Annotated in this window: 17 protein-coding genes and 1 pseudogene; 15 read left to right on the top strand and 3 right to left on the bottom strand. The window is 36.6% G+C overall.

Annotated elements, in window-relative coordinates; all coding sequences use genetic code 11:
• Positions 1-85: 85 nt before the first annotated feature.
• The 4 genes from JOC83_RS12890 (at position 86) to JOC83_RS12875 (ending at position 5,774) form a co-directional block, all read left to right on the top strand.
• Entirely contained in the window at positions 86-331 is a 246-nt protein-coding gene (locus tag JOC83_RS12890) for a cory-CC-star protein (protein WP_205187979.1), read from the top strand.
• Between the two features lie 14 nt (positions 332-345).
• Positions 346-1,299, top strand: coding sequence for an ArsA family ATPase (locus tag JOC83_RS12885; protein WP_205187709.1), 954 nt, complete (start codon positions 346-348; stop codon positions 1,297-1,299).
• Positions 1,300-1,419: 120 nt separating this feature from the next.
• Positions 1,420-2,493 carry a branched-chain amino acid aminotransferase gene (locus JOC83_RS12880; protein WP_205187708.1) on the top strand — a complete coding sequence of 358 codons (1,074 nt, stop codon included), beginning with the start codon at positions 1,420-1,422 and terminating at the stop codon, positions 2,491-2,493.
• Between the two features lie 83 nt (positions 2,494-2,576).
• On the top strand, positions 2,577-5,774 hold the full coding sequence (locus JOC83_RS12875; protein WP_205187707.1) for a DEAD/DEAH box helicase: 3,198 nt from the start codon (positions 2,577-2,579) through the stop codon (positions 5,772-5,774).
• 142 nt (positions 5,775-5,916) lie between these two features.
• On the opposite strand, the gene JOC83_RS12870 is transcribed toward JOC83_RS12875, so the two are convergent.
• Complete coding sequence (locus JOC83_RS12870; RefSeq protein WP_205187706.1) at positions 5,917-6,828, bottom strand: DNA-3-methyladenine glycosylase family protein; 912 nt, start codon at positions 6,826-6,828, stop codon at positions 5,917-5,919.
• A 207-nt stretch (positions 6,829-7,035) separates the two neighbouring features.
• Between JOC83_RS12870 and JOC83_RS12865 the strand changes: the two genes are divergently transcribed.
• The 6 genes and pseudogenes from JOC83_RS12865 to JOC83_RS12845 all read left to right on the top strand — a co-directional run bounded on the left by JOC83_RS12865 (position 7,036) and on the right by JOC83_RS12845 (position 10,295).
• Positions 7,036-7,254 (top strand): hypothetical protein, encoded by a 219-nt coding sequence (locus JOC83_RS12865; protein ID WP_205187705.1) that lies wholly within the window; start codon positions 7,036-7,038, stop codon positions 7,252-7,254.
• Between the two features lie 81 nt (positions 7,255-7,335).
• The gene (locus JOC83_RS12860) at positions 7,336-7,962 is read left to right on the top strand and encodes a bifunctional transcriptional activator/DNA repair enzyme AdaA (RefSeq protein ID WP_205187704.1); all 627 of its coding nucleotides are present in this window, start codon (positions 7,336-7,338) and stop codon (positions 7,960-7,962) included.
• Positions 7,946-8,479, top strand: a complete 534-nt coding sequence (gene adaB, locus JOC83_RS12855) for a methylated-DNA--[protein]-cysteine S-methyltransferase (protein WP_205187703.1) — start codon at positions 7,946-7,948, stop codon at positions 8,477-8,479. The genes JOC83_RS12860 and adaB overlap by 17 nt, the downstream gene beginning before the upstream one ends.
• Before the next feature lie 67 nt (positions 8,480-8,546).
• Positions 8,547-8,747 (top strand): annotated as a pseudogene (locus tag JOC83_RS20345) (radical SAM protein); the annotation flags it as partial.
• A gap of 182 nt (positions 8,748-8,929) precedes the next feature.
• Entirely contained in the window at positions 8,930-9,895 is a 966-nt protein-coding gene (locus tag JOC83_RS12850) for an MBL fold metallo-hydrolase (RefSeq protein WP_205187702.1), read from the top strand.
• A gap of 124 nt (positions 9,896-10,019) precedes the next feature.
• The gene (locus tag JOC83_RS12845) at positions 10,020-10,295 is read left to right on the top strand and encodes a DUF1292 domain-containing protein (protein ID WP_205187701.1); all 276 of its coding nucleotides are present in this window, start codon (positions 10,020-10,022) and stop codon (positions 10,293-10,295) included.
• A gap of 76 nt (positions 10,296-10,371) precedes the next feature.
• On the opposite strand, the gene JOC83_RS12840 is transcribed toward JOC83_RS12845, so the two are convergent.
• Positions 10,372-10,647, bottom strand: a complete 276-nt coding sequence (locus JOC83_RS12840) for a hypothetical protein (protein ID WP_239583502.1) — start codon at positions 10,645-10,647, stop codon at positions 10,372-10,374.
• A gap of 301 nt (positions 10,648-10,948) precedes the next feature.
• Here JOC83_RS12840 and JOC83_RS12835 point away from each other — a divergent pair, with 301 nt between their 5' ends.
• Positions 10,949-12,190, top strand: a complete 1,242-nt coding sequence (locus JOC83_RS12835) for a coiled-coil domain-containing protein (protein ID WP_205187700.1) — start codon at positions 10,949-10,951, stop codon at positions 12,188-12,190.
• A 169-nt stretch (positions 12,191-12,359) separates the two neighbouring features.
• On the opposite strand, the gene JOC83_RS12830 is transcribed toward JOC83_RS12835, so the two are convergent.
• Positions 12,360-12,770, bottom strand: a complete 411-nt coding sequence (locus tag JOC83_RS12830) for a GNAT family N-acetyltransferase (protein WP_205187699.1) — start codon at positions 12,768-12,770, stop codon at positions 12,360-12,362.
• A gap of 364 nt (positions 12,771-13,134) precedes the next feature.
• Between JOC83_RS12830 and JOC83_RS12825 the strand changes: the two genes are divergently transcribed.
• The 4 genes from JOC83_RS12825 (at position 13,135) to JOC83_RS12810 (ending at position 16,640) form a co-directional block, all read left to right on the top strand.
• On the top strand, positions 13,135-13,686 hold the full coding sequence (locus JOC83_RS12825) for a TetR/AcrR family transcriptional regulator (protein WP_205187698.1): 552 nt from the start codon (positions 13,135-13,137) through the stop codon (positions 13,684-13,686).
• Positions 13,641-14,324: a class I SAM-dependent methyltransferase gene (locus JOC83_RS12820; protein WP_205187697.1), complete on the top strand. Its 684-nt coding sequence runs from the start codon at positions 13,641-13,643 to the stop codon at positions 14,322-14,324. Before JOC83_RS12825 ends, JOC83_RS12820 begins: the two co-directional genes overlap by 46 nt.
• Positions 14,305-15,225 carry an FAD-dependent oxidoreductase gene (locus JOC83_RS12815; RefSeq protein WP_205187696.1) on the top strand — a complete coding sequence of 307 codons (921 nt, stop codon included), beginning with the start codon at positions 14,305-14,307 and terminating at the stop codon, positions 15,223-15,225. Before JOC83_RS12820 ends, JOC83_RS12815 begins: the two co-directional genes overlap by 20 nt.
• A gap of 293 nt (positions 15,226-15,518) precedes the next feature.
• On the top strand, positions 15,519-16,640 hold the full coding sequence (locus tag JOC83_RS12810) for an NAD(P)/FAD-dependent oxidoreductase (protein WP_205187695.1): 1,122 nt from the start codon (positions 15,519-15,521) through the stop codon (positions 16,638-16,640).
• Positions 16,641-16,706: the final 66 nt, after the last annotated feature.

Genomic DNA, 16,706 nt, shown 5'->3' with positions numbered 1-16,706 from the left:
TTAATGGATGAACAGGCAAGGGATCTTATTTAACAGACTTTTCACTTCATAGAAAGGAGCGGTATGAGTGGACTTGTTGGATAAAATGAAAAAAATGATTCACATTTACGATGAAATTTTAAAGCAGCCACATCGAACAGAATTAGCAAGAGAACTTCGAGATGAAGAGGATTTATTTATTTTGCTTTGTTTTTCAGAAATGCTAGGTCTACAAAATCCTGCCTTTTACTATACGCTCGAATTGTACCCACTCATTATTGAGCGCTTTCATGAATGGCATGTACGCATGGGAATGGAAAAATCACCACTTGATGGGATTCGTTGTTGCTAGAAGGAGGAAATGAGATGGATTTATTACAAAAGAGAATTATTTTTGTAGGTGGAAAAGGTGGGGTTGGCAAATCGACTACCGCGTCTGCCCTTGCGTACCTACTATCTACAAAGGGAAACCGAGTGCTACTAGTGTCGACAGATCCAGCTCATAATATTGGTGATGTGTTTCATGTACAAGCAAAAAAAGAAATTGTTCGCATTCATGATACCCTTGACTTACTTGAAATTGATTCACATAATGAGTCAAAGCGATACATTAACTCGGTAAAGGAAAACCTAAAAGGATTAGTAAAAGCAACGATGATAGACGAAGTGAACCGTCAAATCGATTTAGCAAGCGCTTCTCCAGGGGCAGATGAAGCTGCATTATTCGATCGCATTACTTCACTTATTTTAACGGAACGACACCGTTATGACAAAATTGTATTTGATACTGCACCAACAGGTCATACCCTTCGTCTACTAACGTTACCTGAACTGATGAATGTGTGGATTAATGGACTACTAGAACGCCGAAAAAAAGTACAAGACAACTACACTCAACTCTTAAATGATGGGGAACCAATTGAAGACCCTATTTATGAAAAGTTACAGGAACGAAAGAAGAAGTTTACAGCTGTAAGAGACGTTTTACTGGATTCAGCCATAACAGGGTACGCCTTTGTTTTAAATGCTGAGAGATTACCAATTTTAGAGACAAAAAAAGCGGTTCATACGTTATCTCACCATCAAATTCATGTATCAACGGTTATTGTAAATAAAATAATTCCAGCTCATGCAGATGGAGCATTTATGCAAAGAAGACGTGAATGTGAACAGCCATATTTAGAGGAGATTCATACATCTTTTACAAAACAACAGGTTATCACCTTACCGTTGTTTGAGCATGATATCTCGACATTGACCCATTTACAAGCATTCTCAACGATACTAGAAGAAGCGTTTTCGATGTATGTGAATAAGTAGCTGAAAAGTCTTTAATTTTTCAATATTTTAAAAAATAATTCTATATGTCTTGTAACATTATTCCATCTAGTTATACAATAAGGATAGATTATTATAAGCTAACAGCAAGGAGATAGAGCCATGAAAGATTACACAATTGATATTACATTAAGTGAAGCACGAAAAGAAAAGCCGGTAGCTGAACAACTTCAGTTTGGGAAAACATTTACTGATCATATGTTCATTATGGATTATACAGAAGGTAAAGGCTGGCATGACCCTCGTATTGTTCCTTATCAGCCACTTATTTTAGATCCAGCTGCTATGGTGTTTCATTACGGACAATCTGTATTTGAAGGATTAAAAGCATATTTGACAAAAGACGAAGCCATTCTTTTATTTAGACCCGATAAAAACATGGAGCGTTTAAACCGCTCAAACGATCGATTATGTATTCCAAGAATTGACGAAGAGTTTGCGATTGAAGCGCTAAAACAATTAATCTCTGTTGACCGTGATTGGATTCCTACGGCAGAAGGAACATCGTTATACATTCGTCCGTTTGTCATTTCAACAGAGCCATTTCTAGGGGTTGCTCCTTCTAGCCGCTATCAATTTATTATTATTTTGTCACCTGTTGGCTCTTACTATAAAGAGGGCATTCATCCAGTAAAAATCGCCGTAGAAAGTGAATTTGTTCGCGCAGTACTAGGTGGTACAGGTACAGCAAAAACCGGTGGAAATTATGCAGCTAGCTTAAAAGCGCAGCAAGTTTCCAACCTAAAAGGCTATTCACAAGTGCTGTGGTTAGATGGTGTAGAACGTAAATACATTGAAGAAGTAGGCAGTATGAATATCTTCTTTAAGATTAATGGAGAAGTGATTACCCCATCATTAAATGGAAGCATTTTAGAAGGCGTTACTCGAAATTCCATTATCAGCTTACTTAAACATTGGGACATTCCAATTGTTGAACGACGCATTTCCATTGATGAAGTGTATGAAGCATACAAAGAAGGGGTATTAGAAGAAGCATTTGGTACTGGAACTGCAGCGGTTATTTCACCAATCGGAGAGTTGTTTATGAAAGAAGAGAAACTTATTATTAACAATAGTCAAACTGGTGAATTATCGAAAAAGTTGTATGACACACTAACAGGCATTCAAACAGGAAAAGACATAGATTCCTTTGGATGGGTTGTAAAAGTAAATTAAACTTGATATGAGACAAGCGAAAGAGGTAGTATGTAAAACAGATACTACCTCTTTTTAATTTTAAACAGAAAGATTGTGAAGAAATGCGTCATTTATTCAATAGCAGAGACGAGATAAAAGACTTTTTTTCACCCATCGCCTACGAGCGAGGGTTTGTTTATTATAGGCAAGGTCGAGTAAAAGACGTTGAGTTTGATTTCAAGCATCACACATGGTTTGCGACTGTAGCAGGAAGTGACTTACATGAAGTAGCCATTGAAATAGATGGAGACTCGTTTGTGTCTGATTGCACCTGTCTTGCGTATGAACAGTTTAAAGAGTGTAAACACGAAGTAGCCGCTCTTTTAGAGATTTATGATCGCGAAACGGTAAACCAACCTTTCTCTACATATCAGCACCATCATAAAGAACAAGCTGTTACTCACTTTATGAACTTATTTACAGGGTATCAGCAACATATCATAGACGCGCGACATACTCACGATAAAGATCCTTTAAAGGTTGAATTTATTTGTAAATCTTCTTCGTTTACACGTTCACATGAAACCTTTCTCATGATGGAGATAAAAGTTGGTGTGGAGCGAACGTATGTGGTGAAAAATATAAAAGAGTTTTTGCGAAAAGTACGAGAGCAGATTCCTCATGAGTTCACAAAAAAATTCACCTATGACCCTGCTGAACATTATTTTACGGAAGAAGATGAACACGTCATCGACCTATTACAAGAGCTTGTGAAGACCGAAACCTTCTATCGAAATAGCCAATTAAGTAGCTGGAATGACGTAAAAGTGAATGAACGAGAATTGATTATTCCATCCATGATTGCGAAAAACTTGCTTTTAAAAGCAAATGAACGTCCATTTACATTCATAGATCATGATCAAACATTTGAACACATCCACTTTTTAAAAGGAGAGTTACCTTTTTCATTTCGTTTTGATAAAAGTAGCGAGACGGAGTTTGAACTAAATCTTCAACAACTTCATGATGCTTCCTTTTTTGATCGCTATGGGTTTTTGTTTCATGAAGGAACATTCTATGAACTTTCAAATGAACAGCAGCTGTTACTAAAGGGGTTGCGTAAAAGTGCACCTATTGATCAAATGTTACCCATCTCTGAACAGCAAATGAGCAGCTTCCTGTCTCATGCATTACCTGGACTAAAGAAGGTAGGAAAAGTAACGCTGTCAGAAGATGTATCGAATCAAATGATTCAACCACCGCTTAAGGTAAAGCTGTTTGTCGATGATGAATATGGACAATTGCTTGCAAAACTAGAATATCACTATGATGACCTTGTCATCTATCCGTTCGGAGCGGAAGATGAAGAAAAGTCCGAAAAGATTTTAATTCGTGATACGGAAAAAGAACAAGAAGTCATGGCACTTATTGAAAGTGCACCCATTAAAATTCGTCAAAATCAACTCTATATTGAAGATGATGAAGAGTCGATTTATGAATTTCTGTTTCACATTGTCCCAAAGCTTCAGCAACTTGCAGAAGTATACATAACTGACGCCGTTCGTATGTACGATTTAGAGCAGCAGTCAACACCGGTCACATCGATTGACGTTCAATCAAACGGGCGACTACTCGATATTAGTTTTGATATGAATGAGATTGACCAAGAAAGCATTCAACAAATCCTTCAATCCTTGGTTGAAAAGAAAAATTATCACCGCTTATCAAATGGAGCTTTTGTCTCTCTTGAAGGAGAAGAATTTCAAAGCATTCAACGGCTGTTAGCTGAATTGGATGTAAAGCCAACCGATTTAGTGAATAACTCTATGCAAGTGCCGCTTTATCGAGGTGCTCAAATTGAAGAAATCATGGGTCATAAAACGAAATTCAGCAAAGCATTCAAACAGCTTCTGCAACACCTAAAGCACCCAGAAGAACTTGATTTTAGTTTACCTTCCACTTTGCAAGCTTCCTTACGTGACTATCAGCAAACAGGCTTTCAATGGTTTAAAGGACTTGCTCACTATTCCTTAGGAGGTATACTCGCAGATGATATGGGCCTTGGAAAGACATTGCAAAGTATTGCGTATCTTTTATCAGAGAAAAAGGCAAACGCTAATATCGATCCGTTTCTTGTTGTAGCACCTGCGTCTCTTTTATATAACTGGAAGAGTGAATTAGAGAGGTTTGCCCCAGAGCTTCGTGTTGAGGTCATAACTGGAACGCCAAAAGAACGAGAAGATTTACTAACAAGTGAGTCTAAGCCCGATGTGTTTGTGACTTCGTATCCCACGTTAAGGCAAGATATTGAATTTTATCAATCACTGACGTTTCACAGTATGATTTTAGATGAAGCGCAAATGATTAAAAATCATGCGACGAAAACATCCGAAGCTGTGCGTCTCATTCAGTCTGAAAAAACATTTGCGTTAAGTGGCACACCCATTGAAAACTCTCTAGAAGAATTATGGGCCATTTTTCAAACCGTTCTGCCTGGATTGTTTCCTGGTGCGAAAGTATTTAAAGGATATTCGAATGAGCAAATTAGTCGGATGGTCAAACCTTTTATTTTACGCCGCGTTAAAAAAGACGTATTAAAAGAGCTACCTGATAAAATTGAAACAAACCATTTATCAGAATTAACAAAGACACAAAAAGAACTTTATGTAGCCTATTTAGAGAAAGTGAAAACCTCTCTTGTTTCTGGAGATTTCAACCGTAATCGTATGAAGATTTTAGCGGGCCTTACACGTCTCCGTCAAATTTGCTGTCACCCCTCGCTTTTTGTTGAAGGATATGAAGGGGAATCCAGCAAGTTAGAACAATTAATTGACATTACTCAAAACGCAATTGCAAACGGAAAGCGGCTGTTAATTTTTTCACAGTTTACGAGCATGCTTCATATCATACGAGATCATCTGACAAGAGAAGGTGTATCGTTCTTTTATTTAGACGGTCAAACCCCTTCAAAAGAACGTGTTGAGATGGCGAATCGTTTTAATGAAGGGGAAAATGATATCTTTCTCATTTCCTTAAAAGCAGGAGGTACCGGTTTAAATTTAACCGGAGCTGATACGGTTATTTTGTATGATTTGTGGTGGAACCCAGCCGTTGAAGAACAGGCAGCTGGACGCGCACATCGAATGGGACAAAAAAATGTCGTACAGGTGATTAAATTAATTGCTCAAGGTACGATTGAAGAACGTATTTATGAATTGCAGCAAAAGAAAAAAGAATTAATTGAGCAAGTTATCCAACCTGGTGAAACCATGTTAACCAGCCTTTCTGAACAAGATATTAAATACTTATTAAACGTTTAAGAAAAGAGGGAAAGAATACTCCCTGTTTAGCTTAGCTCGCAACATCCCTTGCCGCAAAAATCCAGTAACATCAATGGATAAAGAGGCAAGGGATGTTGTATGTTTTGCATTCCTAAAAGGGATTGGCTTTAACTGTAATTATTTAGTAAAGGACACGCCATAAATAAAAGGTAGCATATGATTCCCAGTTTTCCCATGGAAACGATATCTCTAAGATTTCATCTTTCGTAGGTTTTCTGTTCATATTACGTAATACTTTTATCGAATTGATAAGACCCACATCATCGATTGGAAAAGCTGTCTGGAACCTGAGGCAGCGCATTAGAACATAATTGGCTGTCCAAGGACCGATTCCTCGTATTTTAATTAAGTTTTTTTCAGCATCTTTAAAGTGCAATTTCATTAATTCTTCCCTCGATAATTCTCCGCTAGCCATTAATCTGGCAATTCCAATGATATATTCACTTTTTTTCACAGTCATTTTAATATCTGCTAGGTCGGTAGGTGTTAACTGTGCAATTTGTTCGTACGATGGGAACACCCAATACTTTTTACCATTCCATTCGATGGAATCACCAAATCCTTCTACAAATTGCTTCTTTAAGGAGTAGGCGAAGGCTAAGTTGATTTGTTGCCCTAAAACTCCCCAACATAAAGCTTCAAATAAATTTGGAATCCCAACAACTCGTAATCCATAGAATTTTTGCGCAGGCATCTTGAGTAATGGATCTGCTTTTGCCATTTCATAAAATGGCGTTAAATCGGTATCAATATCAAACCACTCATGAATATATCTGACAATCTCTTCCCGTTTCCACTTTTCAATAGGTCTAGAATCCTTTAGGAATGTAACAACCATCTGTTTATTATTGATTACGCTTACCTGTACTAAGGACTGAATTTCCCCAATGGCTATAACTTTTGTAATTATATCGTTCTCTATTTCATACATGCATTCATTTTTCCCCCTTGTTAGATAGCCTAGGTTAGCATTCATGTCAAAAATTTCAGGTAATGTAATTACGATAACATCATGAACTTCATGCCATATCACTTCTTCATTCTCCTTATCTTATTACGACTTTCTATACTATTTACAGAGTAATTATAAGAAAACTCACACTGATTGAAATTTTACTTTATCACATAATAACCTTTACTAATTTTGTTATCTTGCTATTACATTCTAAACACCTTATCTTTTTCTATTTATAAGGTTATAGTGTTAGTTATCAAGAATGTTAAGTAGGAGTAGGTAGAAATGGGTCAAGATATAAAAACGCGTGTCGAAAACTTAAAATGGCATTCAACTCAAAAAGAATTAGACGAACAAGAATGTTCAATGCTTTCAGCAATTTTAACAAAAGAGGAATGTGAATACTTCATAGAATTGTATTGTGAAAAAGAGTCATACAGAACGACAATCAATATGACGAGATATGGTCTTGGGATCATTTTCACGATTCAAAATAAGAATTAGATTTTAATATCTTGCTATTCTACTCATAGAGTTGTACATTCTGAATTTATTGGAAGTATATTGAAAGGAGAGGTGAGTTAAATGTTGGATAGACATAAAGGGAGCCATGGTATTAGAATTTCAAATGATACAGAAATGATAACAGATGAAAAGTGGCAAGCAATTATAAATAATGATATAGCATACAATAATCAATTTTTCTATGCTGTAAAGTCGACAGGGGTATTCTGTAAACCATCCTGTAAATCTCGCGTTCCGAAGAAAGTAAATGTATGCATTTTTCCAAACACAGAACAAGCTCTCCGCGCAAATTTTCGCCCTTGTAAACGTTGCAATCCTACTAATGAAAATCTGCCTGATAGCGAATGGGTTAATTTAATTACTGAATACATTGATAAGAATTTCACAGAAATATTAACTCTAGAATCGTTAGCAAATATTTGTCATGGGAGTCCGTATCATATGCATCGAACATTTAAAAAGATTAAGGGTATTACACCAGTTGAGTATATACAACAAGTTAGAGTAAACGCGGCTAAAAAGTATTTAATTCAGACAAATAAACCGATTGGAGATATCGCCATATGTGTGGGTATGGCTAACGCGTCTTATTTTATTACTTTATTTAAAAAGAAAACGGGACATACACCAGCTCAATTTCGTCAAATGAGTAAGAAGGAGGAAAAGTACAATGCAAACAAAGAATAAACCAACCCTTTATTGGTCTTTACTAAAGTTTAAGGGTTGGAATTTATATGTTGCTTCAACTTCAAAGGGGCTTGTGTTTGTAGGTTCACAGAACAAACCATTCGAGGAATTGTTCGAATGGACTAAAAAACGCTTTCTAGGAAGTCCTCTGGTTGAAAATGATAAAAAGCTTGAACCCTATATCGCTGAGATCACTCAGTATCTGGCAGGAAAGCGGAAAACCTTTACGGTTCCATTTGAGTACGTAGGTACGCAATTTCAGCGAGCAGTCTGGGATGCACTTTGTGAAATTCCATATGGACAGACGAAATCCTATTCCGACATTGCAAATGATATAAATAACTCAGAAGCTGTTCGTGCCGTAGGGGCAGCTATTGGGGCTAATCCGGTATTGATTACTGTACCTTGCCATCGTGTAATAGGAAAGAATGGCTCATTAACTGGCTATCGGGGTGGATTAGAAATGAAGACAATGCTCATTGATTTAGAAGAGCGAGCTTCATCTAGCAATGAGTAATTATGGTCGTACAATGAATGGATGTTTCGTCATGAAAAGTGAATGATTCTCTAAAAGTCCGAAGACCATTCTGGATAAAGGGACTGGATTTCTTATTCGCTAAATCCATATACAAGCTGTTCATTTGGGTGTTCCTGTTATTATGTACGAGAAATGCCTGTATCTCTTTTTCAAGAACGGGAATGGGAAAATTGAGTTGATGTTAAAAAAGGAACTGCATCCCACCAAAGCCAAAGAGAATGTAACTATTACCTTTACATTTCCTTATTGCGGGTGGTGACAGCCTCGCTGGTACTACCTCTACTTATGTCCGAACCTTTTCTTATTAAGAATTCAAGCTGACTCTTTTCTTTTTTAAAAACGACCATCTATTTCACATACAAAAGGATAGATTTGTAAAAATGAAAGCGTTACAATGTAAGTAGTAAGTCACTTTAAGAGGGGGATTTTATGAAGGATATACAAGATTTAGGGTATGGTATCTCATTAATTGATGTGTTTGATTTAAAAAAAGAACAACGAACCGGTACATATGTTATTCGTGAAGATGATATTACGATTGTTGAAACAAGCGCAAGCCCTTCGATTCCGTATTTATTAAAAGGATTAGAGTCTTTATCCATTCACCCGTCAGAAATTAAGAACATCATCGTTACACACATTCATCTAGATCACGCTGGAGGAACAGGACTTTTCCTTAAGGATTGTCCGAATGCCAAGGTTATCGTTCATCCTAAGGGTAAGCGTCATTTGGCTAATCCATCTCGCCTTATTGAGGGAGCACGAGCTGTGTACGGAAATCAATTTGATGAGTTATTTGACCCGATTGTCCCAATCCCTGAAGAACGATTAGTAGCCATGGAGGACGAACAAACACTTCAAATCGGCAAAGACCGGACATTACAATTTCTTCATACACCAGGTCATGCTAATCATCATTTGTCTATCTATGATGCGGCTAGCAATGGCATCTTTACAGGTGATACAATTGGTGTATACTACCCACAATTACTTTCTCAAGAGCTAGAATTTTATTTACCATCCACGTCACCAAATCAATTCAATCCTGATGCTATGTTAGCTTCAGCCGAGCGCATGGAGAAATTAGAATTAGAAAGAATTTATTTTGGGCATTACGGAAAATCTGAAAACCCTCACCACGTTTTTACACAGCTTAGAAAATGGCTTCCTCTATTTCTCGAAACAGCAAAACTTAGTATAAAGTTGCATACAGATTCTTCATTCGAACAAAAAGCAACAGCTATTTCAACCGACCTATTTAACAAAGTACAAGCTTATTTAAAATCCAAACAAATTAACTTAACACCTGATGTTCAAGAAATCATTCAACTTGACCTTTCTGTCTGCGCAATGGGACTTGTTGATTATTTATCTAAAAAACAGGTGAATGCGTAAAAATTGTTCATTTCTCGATTTAGCACAAGTAGAAAATTTGCTTTCTTTGTATGATTTTGTCTATAGTAGAGAAGATAACGAATACACTAGGGTTTATCATCCTAACTTAAGCAATGTAAGGAGAATGGATATGGAAAAGATTGAAGTAGGCGAAATTTTTACAATTGCAGATGAAAATGATCAAGAACATGATGTAGAAGTATTAGGTGTTTTAACAATTGAAGGAACAGACTATGTAGCCGTTGCTTTCTCAGAAGAATTGTTAGTCGAAACAGAAGATGACATTGATATTTTCTTCTTAAAAGTAGATGGTGAAGGCGATTTTTCAGCTGTTGAAAGTGACGAAGAATTTGAAAAGGTTTCTGCTGCCTTTGACGAAATTTTAGCTGAAGAAGAGTAAAGAGGTATGTAAAGGTTAGCCGGTTATGAGGGCTAACCTTTTTAGTTGTAAATGAAAGGACGAGGGTAGAAACTTCTTAATAGTAGAAGCCAGGATATCCATAATAAGGGTACGGATAACCATAACCATATCCATAATATGGTGGGCGCAATAAAGCACCCGTTAATAACCCTACCCCTAACCCTCCAATGAATGGACCTCCAAAAAATGGACGGCCAAAGCCAAATCCAAAGGGTCTTCCAAATCCAAATGGGCGACCAAAACCAAATCCTCCAATTCTTCCAATAAAGCGTTGATCTTGGTTTACGCCTTGATAGTGTAGGTCTTGTAAAACCGGTACATGTTGGTTCATGTTTTTTCTCCTCTCTTCAAACAACTTCTATGAAAGTATATGCACATTTGTCTAAATCGTCATAGGCCTTTAACCTAACAAGATAAAAGTAGTTATTTTCACTTAGAATCGAGTTTATTGCTTGAGACAAAGCTGTCATAAAAATATCTCTTTTTCTATGAAAACAATGATATAATGTGTTATATTGTTATATTTGAAACTATTTTCCTATTTCTCTAAAAAATGATAAGTCTTACAGAACATAAAACCAAGCTAAAGTAGTCTATCTTTAATGGGAAGATAGTAATGGAGGATTTTATCAATGAAAAAGAGCATTATCCTTTTCCATACAACCGCTTTGTTAGGAATAAGCTTTTTATTCTCCCATTTTGATGCAAACGCAGAATCCCTTACAAATATGAATAGGAAAAAAGAACAAGTTCAACAGCAATTAAAAGACACTCAATTGAATCTCACTCAAACGGTAGATGAAATCCATCGACTTCAGGATGAGCAACAATTGTTCATTCAACAAATTAAGCGCCTTGAATTAGCATTGGAAGCGAATGAAGAGCAGATTCGTATAACAGAAAATCAAATGATGAAAAAGACGGTCGAAATTGAGACCGTACAAAAAGACCTTAGTGTATTACAAGAAAAGTTCCAAAAGCGATATCATCTATTGGAAGAACGCGCCAAATCATTCCATGAAAGCGGTGGTAATATCTCTTATATAGACGTGTTGTTAGGTGCTTCAAGCTTTAGCAATTTTGTTGATCGTGCAATTGCTGTTGCAACAATTGCTAAAGCAGATCAACAGCTATTAAATCAAACACAAATTGACCAAAAAATCCTAAAAGAAAAACAACTTAAAGTCGAGAGAAAGCTTGAAGAACTTCAATATATGAAAACAGAATTAGATGGTATGATGGTTCAGTTTAACGAACAAAAAAACCATCAACATGTGTATATTGCTCAAGTAAAAGTAGAAGAAAAAGAACAAACCTATTTAAAAATGTCACTTGAGGAAAAAGAAGAAGCTCTTTCACAACGAAACACAGTCATTCAACAAGAAATTCAGCAAGAAAAACAGCGTCTTGAAAAAGAATCGAAGCAAACGGTAACTCTAACACAAAGTTATCACGCAGACATTCCGATGACAGGTAGTGGAAATGTCAGTGAGGTCGTAACGGTCGGAAACAAATGGATTGGACATTCAGCGTATGTATTCGGTGGTGGACGTAACTCCTATGATATTGCCAATGGATTGTTTGATTGTTCCGCATTTGTACATTGGGCATATTCACAAGTTGGCATCAAACTAGGACCTTTAGGATCGGTTAGTACGGAGACGTTAAAACATGTTGGCAAACAAGTGCTTGTACGTGACATCAAGCCAGGAGACCTTGTTTTCTTTGATACGTATAAAATAGATGGACATGTCGGGATTTACGTTGGAAACGGAACATTCATTGGTTCACAAAGCTCAACCGGTGTTGCGATTGCCGACATGACAAAAGGATACTACAAACAAAAATTTAATGGTCGTGTAAGAAGAATATAAGCTGTTTAAAAGATGAGGCTCTTAATGGTAACGGGTTCGGTTTTGAAGTGCAAAGTGAGAATTAGCAGTGAAATTAGCACACAAAAAAGCTCGGAGCCATTATGCTCTGAGCTTTCTTTATAGATAGCACGTTGTGGTACATAAGCACCCGTTAGTGCAAGAGTTCTTCTTATTTGGACAGTAAAGGCTTGGTCATACAAGCGTTATCTTTAAAATCGAATTTTTTATAAAAATCATGTGCATCTGATGTTGCTAACGCAAATGCTGTAAATTTAATTTCTGGATGTTCAAATATACACTCCATTAACCATTTACCTAATCCTTTACCCCTGTAATTATCATTTATGACAACATCTAATATCCAAGAAAACACAGCTTTATCAGTAACTACCCTGGCAAATCCTACTTGTATTCCGTTATGATACACCCCGAATGACAAGGAGTTATTAATGCTTTTTTCAATAGTCTCTACTTCTCTATTAGATGCCCAATATGTTGTAGATAGTAACTTAGAGACATCTTCTATGTTTAATCTCTCTTTATTGTCACTAACTACAAACTCTTCTTTATACCACTCCATTTATGCTCCTCCAAATCTAAACGTAGAGATATATGTATCATTCTATACATAAATTGTAATTACCTTCTTCAACATTCCTGCTCCGTTAGTTGAATACACTCCTTTATCATTTTAACATAAATATCCAGAAACCTACTTACGATTGTCAGCATAGCAATTAGCAAACTAACAATAATTTCTGTCACTCCACTAAAAAGTGTGCGAATTTTAGTGCTAAAAAAACCTTAAATACACAGAAAACCTTGATATATCAAAATTAGTGAGTTTTGTTATTTCAATTTAAATAACTTAAACATTTAATTTGACCTCGTTGTTACTTTATTGTACTATATGTTACATCAACGTAACATAAAGGGTGATTTTAATGAGTAAATCAAGATCTAAAATAATTGAAACAGCTATACAAGTTTTGAGTGTATATGATTCCGCCTCATTAGAAGATATTGCTGAAGCAGCTGGAGTCAGTAGAATGACACTTCATCGGAATTTTCAAAATAGAGAAACGTTATTTAAGGAAATTCACGAAACACTCATACAACGTACTTTATCGATTTTTAAACAAGCAAAGGAAAAGTACGAGCACCCTATTGAACAAATGGAAGACATCATCAAAACAAGCGCAGGTGTCAAGGGATTCGTTCTTCTTATGAAAGAAAATAAGGAACACGAAGATCATGACCCAAACACATGTAAGTTTTCAGAAGTAAACAAAGAGTTAAGAGAAATAATTAAAAAACTAAGAGAAGAAGGTTATATCTCTCAGGAAATTCCAGACTTATGGGTTTTTCATATGTATGATGGTATTCTCTTTACAGCTTGGGAAGCGATGTATACTGGCTCAGTTGCCCCGAAAGAGATCCCTAGCTTATCATGGAACACATTCAAAAAAGGGTTGCTAATGGAAAGAAGGGATTAAAAATGGCAAATGATTATTCATTGGAGGAATATTATAAATCAAATCAAACACCTTGGACTGACCCAGATGATGCACTTGTAGAGGCATTCAATAACTTAGAAATTAGAACTGGTAAAGCCATTGATATTGGGGCTGGAGAAGGTGGAAATAGTTTTTGGCTAGCTAAAAAAGGATTGGATGTCATTAGTATTGATTTGGCTCCATCTGCTGTTAATTTCATTAATTCAGAAGCCGCAAAAAGAAATTACAACATTCATGCAAAGGTAGGTAATATCTTCAATTATGAAAGTAATGAAAAGTTTGACCTTGCTTTACTTTCATATGTCCATCTACCGAAAAATGAGAGACAGATACTGTTTAATAAACTCATCAAGTTATTGAAGGATGATGGAGTATTTATTTATTTAGGTTTTTTGAAAGATGAAAATTCAGTTCCACAAGGGTCAAGCCCTGAAGAATTTCCTTCTTCTATGCAGGTTGCTGAAGAATTGAATGGATTAACTGTTTTTCAAATCCTTGAACAACTAGATGTCAGGAGAATTATCCCAATAGGTCATCAACATGGTTCATTTGAAGGTATAACTACTAAAGTGATTGCAAAGAAGGGAAGTATGAGTTGTGAACGAGAAACTTTTTGATTGTATTGTAATAGGAGGAGGCGCAGCTGGACTTAACGCAGCGCTTGTTTTAGGACGTTCTAGAAGAAACACACTTATTATTGATGAAAATCAACCTAGGAACAGAGTAACTCGTGAATCGCATGGATTTTTAAGCCGAGACGGAATAAAACCTGAAGAGTTCAAAAAAATATCTTTAGAACAATTAAAGAAATATCCTAATGTCCGCTATGATCAAGATCGAGTAGAGAATGTTGTCAAATTTGCCGCTGCTTTTGAAGTTACTACTAAAGAGGGGAATGTATATAGAAGTAAAAAGGTCATTTTTGCAACAGGTATGAAAGACCAACTACCTTCTATTAAAGGACTTAGAGAAGTGTATGGTACGTCTGTTTTTCCTTGTCCCTATTGTGATGGTTGGGAAAGAAGAGATAAAAAGTTAGCTGTATTTGGAAATGAAGAATGGCTTATGCATTATGTGAAGATGATTTACAACTGGAGCAAAGACCTCATTGTTTTTACAAATGGACCAGCTAAAATAACCGGTTCTGAAAAGAAGGAACTCATGGAACATGGTGTGCAACTAGTGGAATCCCCAATAGTTGAACTGCAATCTACAAATGGACAATTAGAAAAAATAGTAGTGAAATCAGGAGAGTCCTTTGAAAGAACCGACGGATTTATATTGGATACTGGTGAAACACAAGCTAGCGATATCCCATTTAAATTAGGAGTCGAGTTAAATGAAATGGGCGGATATAAAGTCAGTGAAAATAGAGAAACAACTATTGAAGGCTTGTATATTATCGGAGATGCAAAAAATACTTTTTCCGGATTAATCATGGCAGCCAGTGAAGGATATGAACTCGGGGCAACTATTAATGGTGAGATGGTGATGGAAGAATGGGAACACACGAAGTGAGATGTTTCTATGAGGCTGAGTGTGAAAAAGTTCCTTTTCATCTCATCATGGGAAGAGTGGTTATTTGAAAAGGATTAAAGAGTTCATTCCTTTATAGAAGAGAACAACACATATCATAGAAATGAACAATACCGTATTATTGATCAAAACTTATCTCACTATAAAATAAAGCCGTTTTTCCTTAGTTTAGGGAAAACGGCTTTTCGTATAATTGTTATTCTTTGAGTACGATGCTATACTAACTGTGCTAAAAGATAACGGTAGTCAAAACAATGAAAGAATAGGTGTTAATCATGAAAAAATGCATTGTCATTGGAGCTGGAATTTTAGGCGCATCCACAGCTTATCATCTTGCCAAATCAGGAGCAGAGGTGATACTTATTGATCGGTTTGATAAAGGTCAAGCAACAGACGCTGCAGCTGGCATTGTTTGTCCATGGCTTTCACAAAGGCGCAACAAAGCGTGGTATCAACTTGTAAAAGGTGGCGCTCGTTACTATCCTGCTTTAATTGAACAATTACAAGCAGATGGTGAACAGGAAACAGGTTACAAGCGTGTCGGAACCATTAGCCTGCATACAGATCCAGAAAAACTTGAAAAGATGGCAGAACGAGCACGTAAACGAAAAGAAGAGGCACCTGAAATCGGTGAAATTACGATTTTATCACCAGAACAAACAAAAAAACTGTTTCCACCTTTATCAGAAGCATACGGATCGGTCTATGTGAGTGGAGGAGCGCGTGTAAATGGAAGAGCGTTACGCACAGCTCTTATTAACGGGGCTGTTAAGCATGGAACGACTCTTTTAAACGGAGACGCACAGCTCGTTTATGAAGAGGGTGGTGTAAAAGGTGTGAAGGTAGCAGAGAGAATGATTGAAGGTGATGAAATCATTCTGACAGGTGGAGCATGGGCGAAAGAAGTGTTACAACCGCTAAACACCCACTTTTTAGTAACCCCTCAAAAGGCACAGATTCTTCATTTAGAAATAGACAGTGTTGATACAAGTAATTGGCCTGTTGTGATGCCTCCTAACAATCAATACCTTTTATCATTTGAAGATGGACGAATTGTTGTCGGAGCGACACATGAAGATGAAGCAGGATTTGATACACGAGTCACCGCTGGTGGTATGAATGAAATTTTAAGCAAGGCAATGGTTGTAGCACCAGATCTAGCAAATGGAACGGTACTTGAAACAAGAGTAGGATTCCGTCCATTCACTCCTGGCTTTTTACCCGTCATTGGACGTTTACCACACTATGACAACGTTCTTGTTGCAAATGGACTGGGAGCTTCTGGCTTGACTAGTGGGCCGTATCTCGGAGCTGAGCTTGCCAAACTAACTCTTGGTGAAGAAACGGAGATTGATCTTAGCTTATACGATGTGAGTGAGGCAATTGAAAAGAAGTAGAGAGCGCAAAAGACCTAGAAGATTCAAACATCTTTCTAGGTCTTTCTTTAATAATTAGTTGAATTT

It is taken from the genome of Priestia iocasae, from assembly GCF_016909075.1.
GTDB classification, from domain to species: Bacteria; Bacillota; Bacilli; order Bacillales; family Bacillaceae_H; genus Priestia; species Priestia iocasae.
Note: the sequence above shows the minus strand (reverse complement) of the source record. Positions and strands in the feature narration are given on the sequence as shown.

Excerpts from the sequence above, each read along its gene's own strand:
- JOC83_RS12890 (WP_205187979.1), top strand. The coding sequence starts at position 86 with ATGAAAAAAATGATTCACATTTACGATGAAATTTTAAAGCAGCCACAT.
- JOC83_RS12885 (WP_205187709.1), top strand. The coding sequence starts at position 346 with ATGGATTTATTACAAAAGAGAATTATTTTTGTAGGTGGAAAAGGTGGG.
- JOC83_RS12880 (WP_205187708.1), top strand. The coding sequence starts at position 1,420 with ATGAAAGATTACACAATTGATATTACATTAAGTGAAGCACGAAAAGAA.
- JOC83_RS12875 (WP_205187707.1), top strand. The coding sequence starts at position 2,577 with ATGCGTCATTTATTCAATAGCAGAGACGAGATAAAAGACTTTTTTTCA.
- JOC83_RS12865 (WP_205187705.1), top strand. The coding sequence starts at position 7,036 with ATGGGTCAAGATATAAAAACGCGTGTCGAAAACTTAAAATGGCATTCA.
- JOC83_RS12860 (WP_205187704.1), top strand. The coding sequence starts at position 7,336 with ATGTTGGATAGACATAAAGGGAGCCATGGTATTAGAATTTCAAATGAT.
- adaB (WP_205187703.1), top strand. The coding sequence starts at position 7,946 with ATGCAAACAAAGAATAAACCAACCCTTTATTGGTCTTTACTAAAGTTT.
- JOC83_RS12850 (WP_205187702.1), top strand. The coding sequence starts at position 8,930 with ATGAAGGATATACAAGATTTAGGGTATGGTATCTCATTAATTGATGTG.
- JOC83_RS12845 (WP_205187701.1), top strand. The coding sequence starts at position 10,020 with ATGGATATGGAAAAGATTGAAGTAGGCGAAATTTTTACAATTGCAGAT.
- JOC83_RS12840 (WP_239583502.1), bottom strand. The coding sequence starts at position 10,647 with ATGAACCAACATGTACCGGTTTTACAAGACCTACACTATCAAGGCGTA.
- JOC83_RS12835 (WP_205187700.1), top strand. The coding sequence starts at position 10,949 with ATGAAAAAGAGCATTATCCTTTTCCATACAACCGCTTTGTTAGGAATA.
- JOC83_RS12830 (WP_205187699.1), bottom strand. The coding sequence starts at position 12,770 with ATGGAGTGGTATAAAGAAGAGTTTGTAGTTAGTGACAATAAAGAGAGA.
- JOC83_RS12825 (WP_205187698.1), top strand. The coding sequence starts at position 13,135 with ATGAGTAAATCAAGATCTAAAATAATTGAAACAGCTATACAAGTTTTG.
- JOC83_RS12820 (WP_205187697.1), top strand. The coding sequence starts at position 13,641 with ATGGAACACATTCAAAAAAGGGTTGCTAATGGAAAGAAGGGATTAAAA.
- JOC83_RS12810 (WP_205187695.1), top strand. The coding sequence starts at position 15,519 with ATGAAAAAATGCATTGTCATTGGAGCTGGAATTTTAGGCGCATCCACA.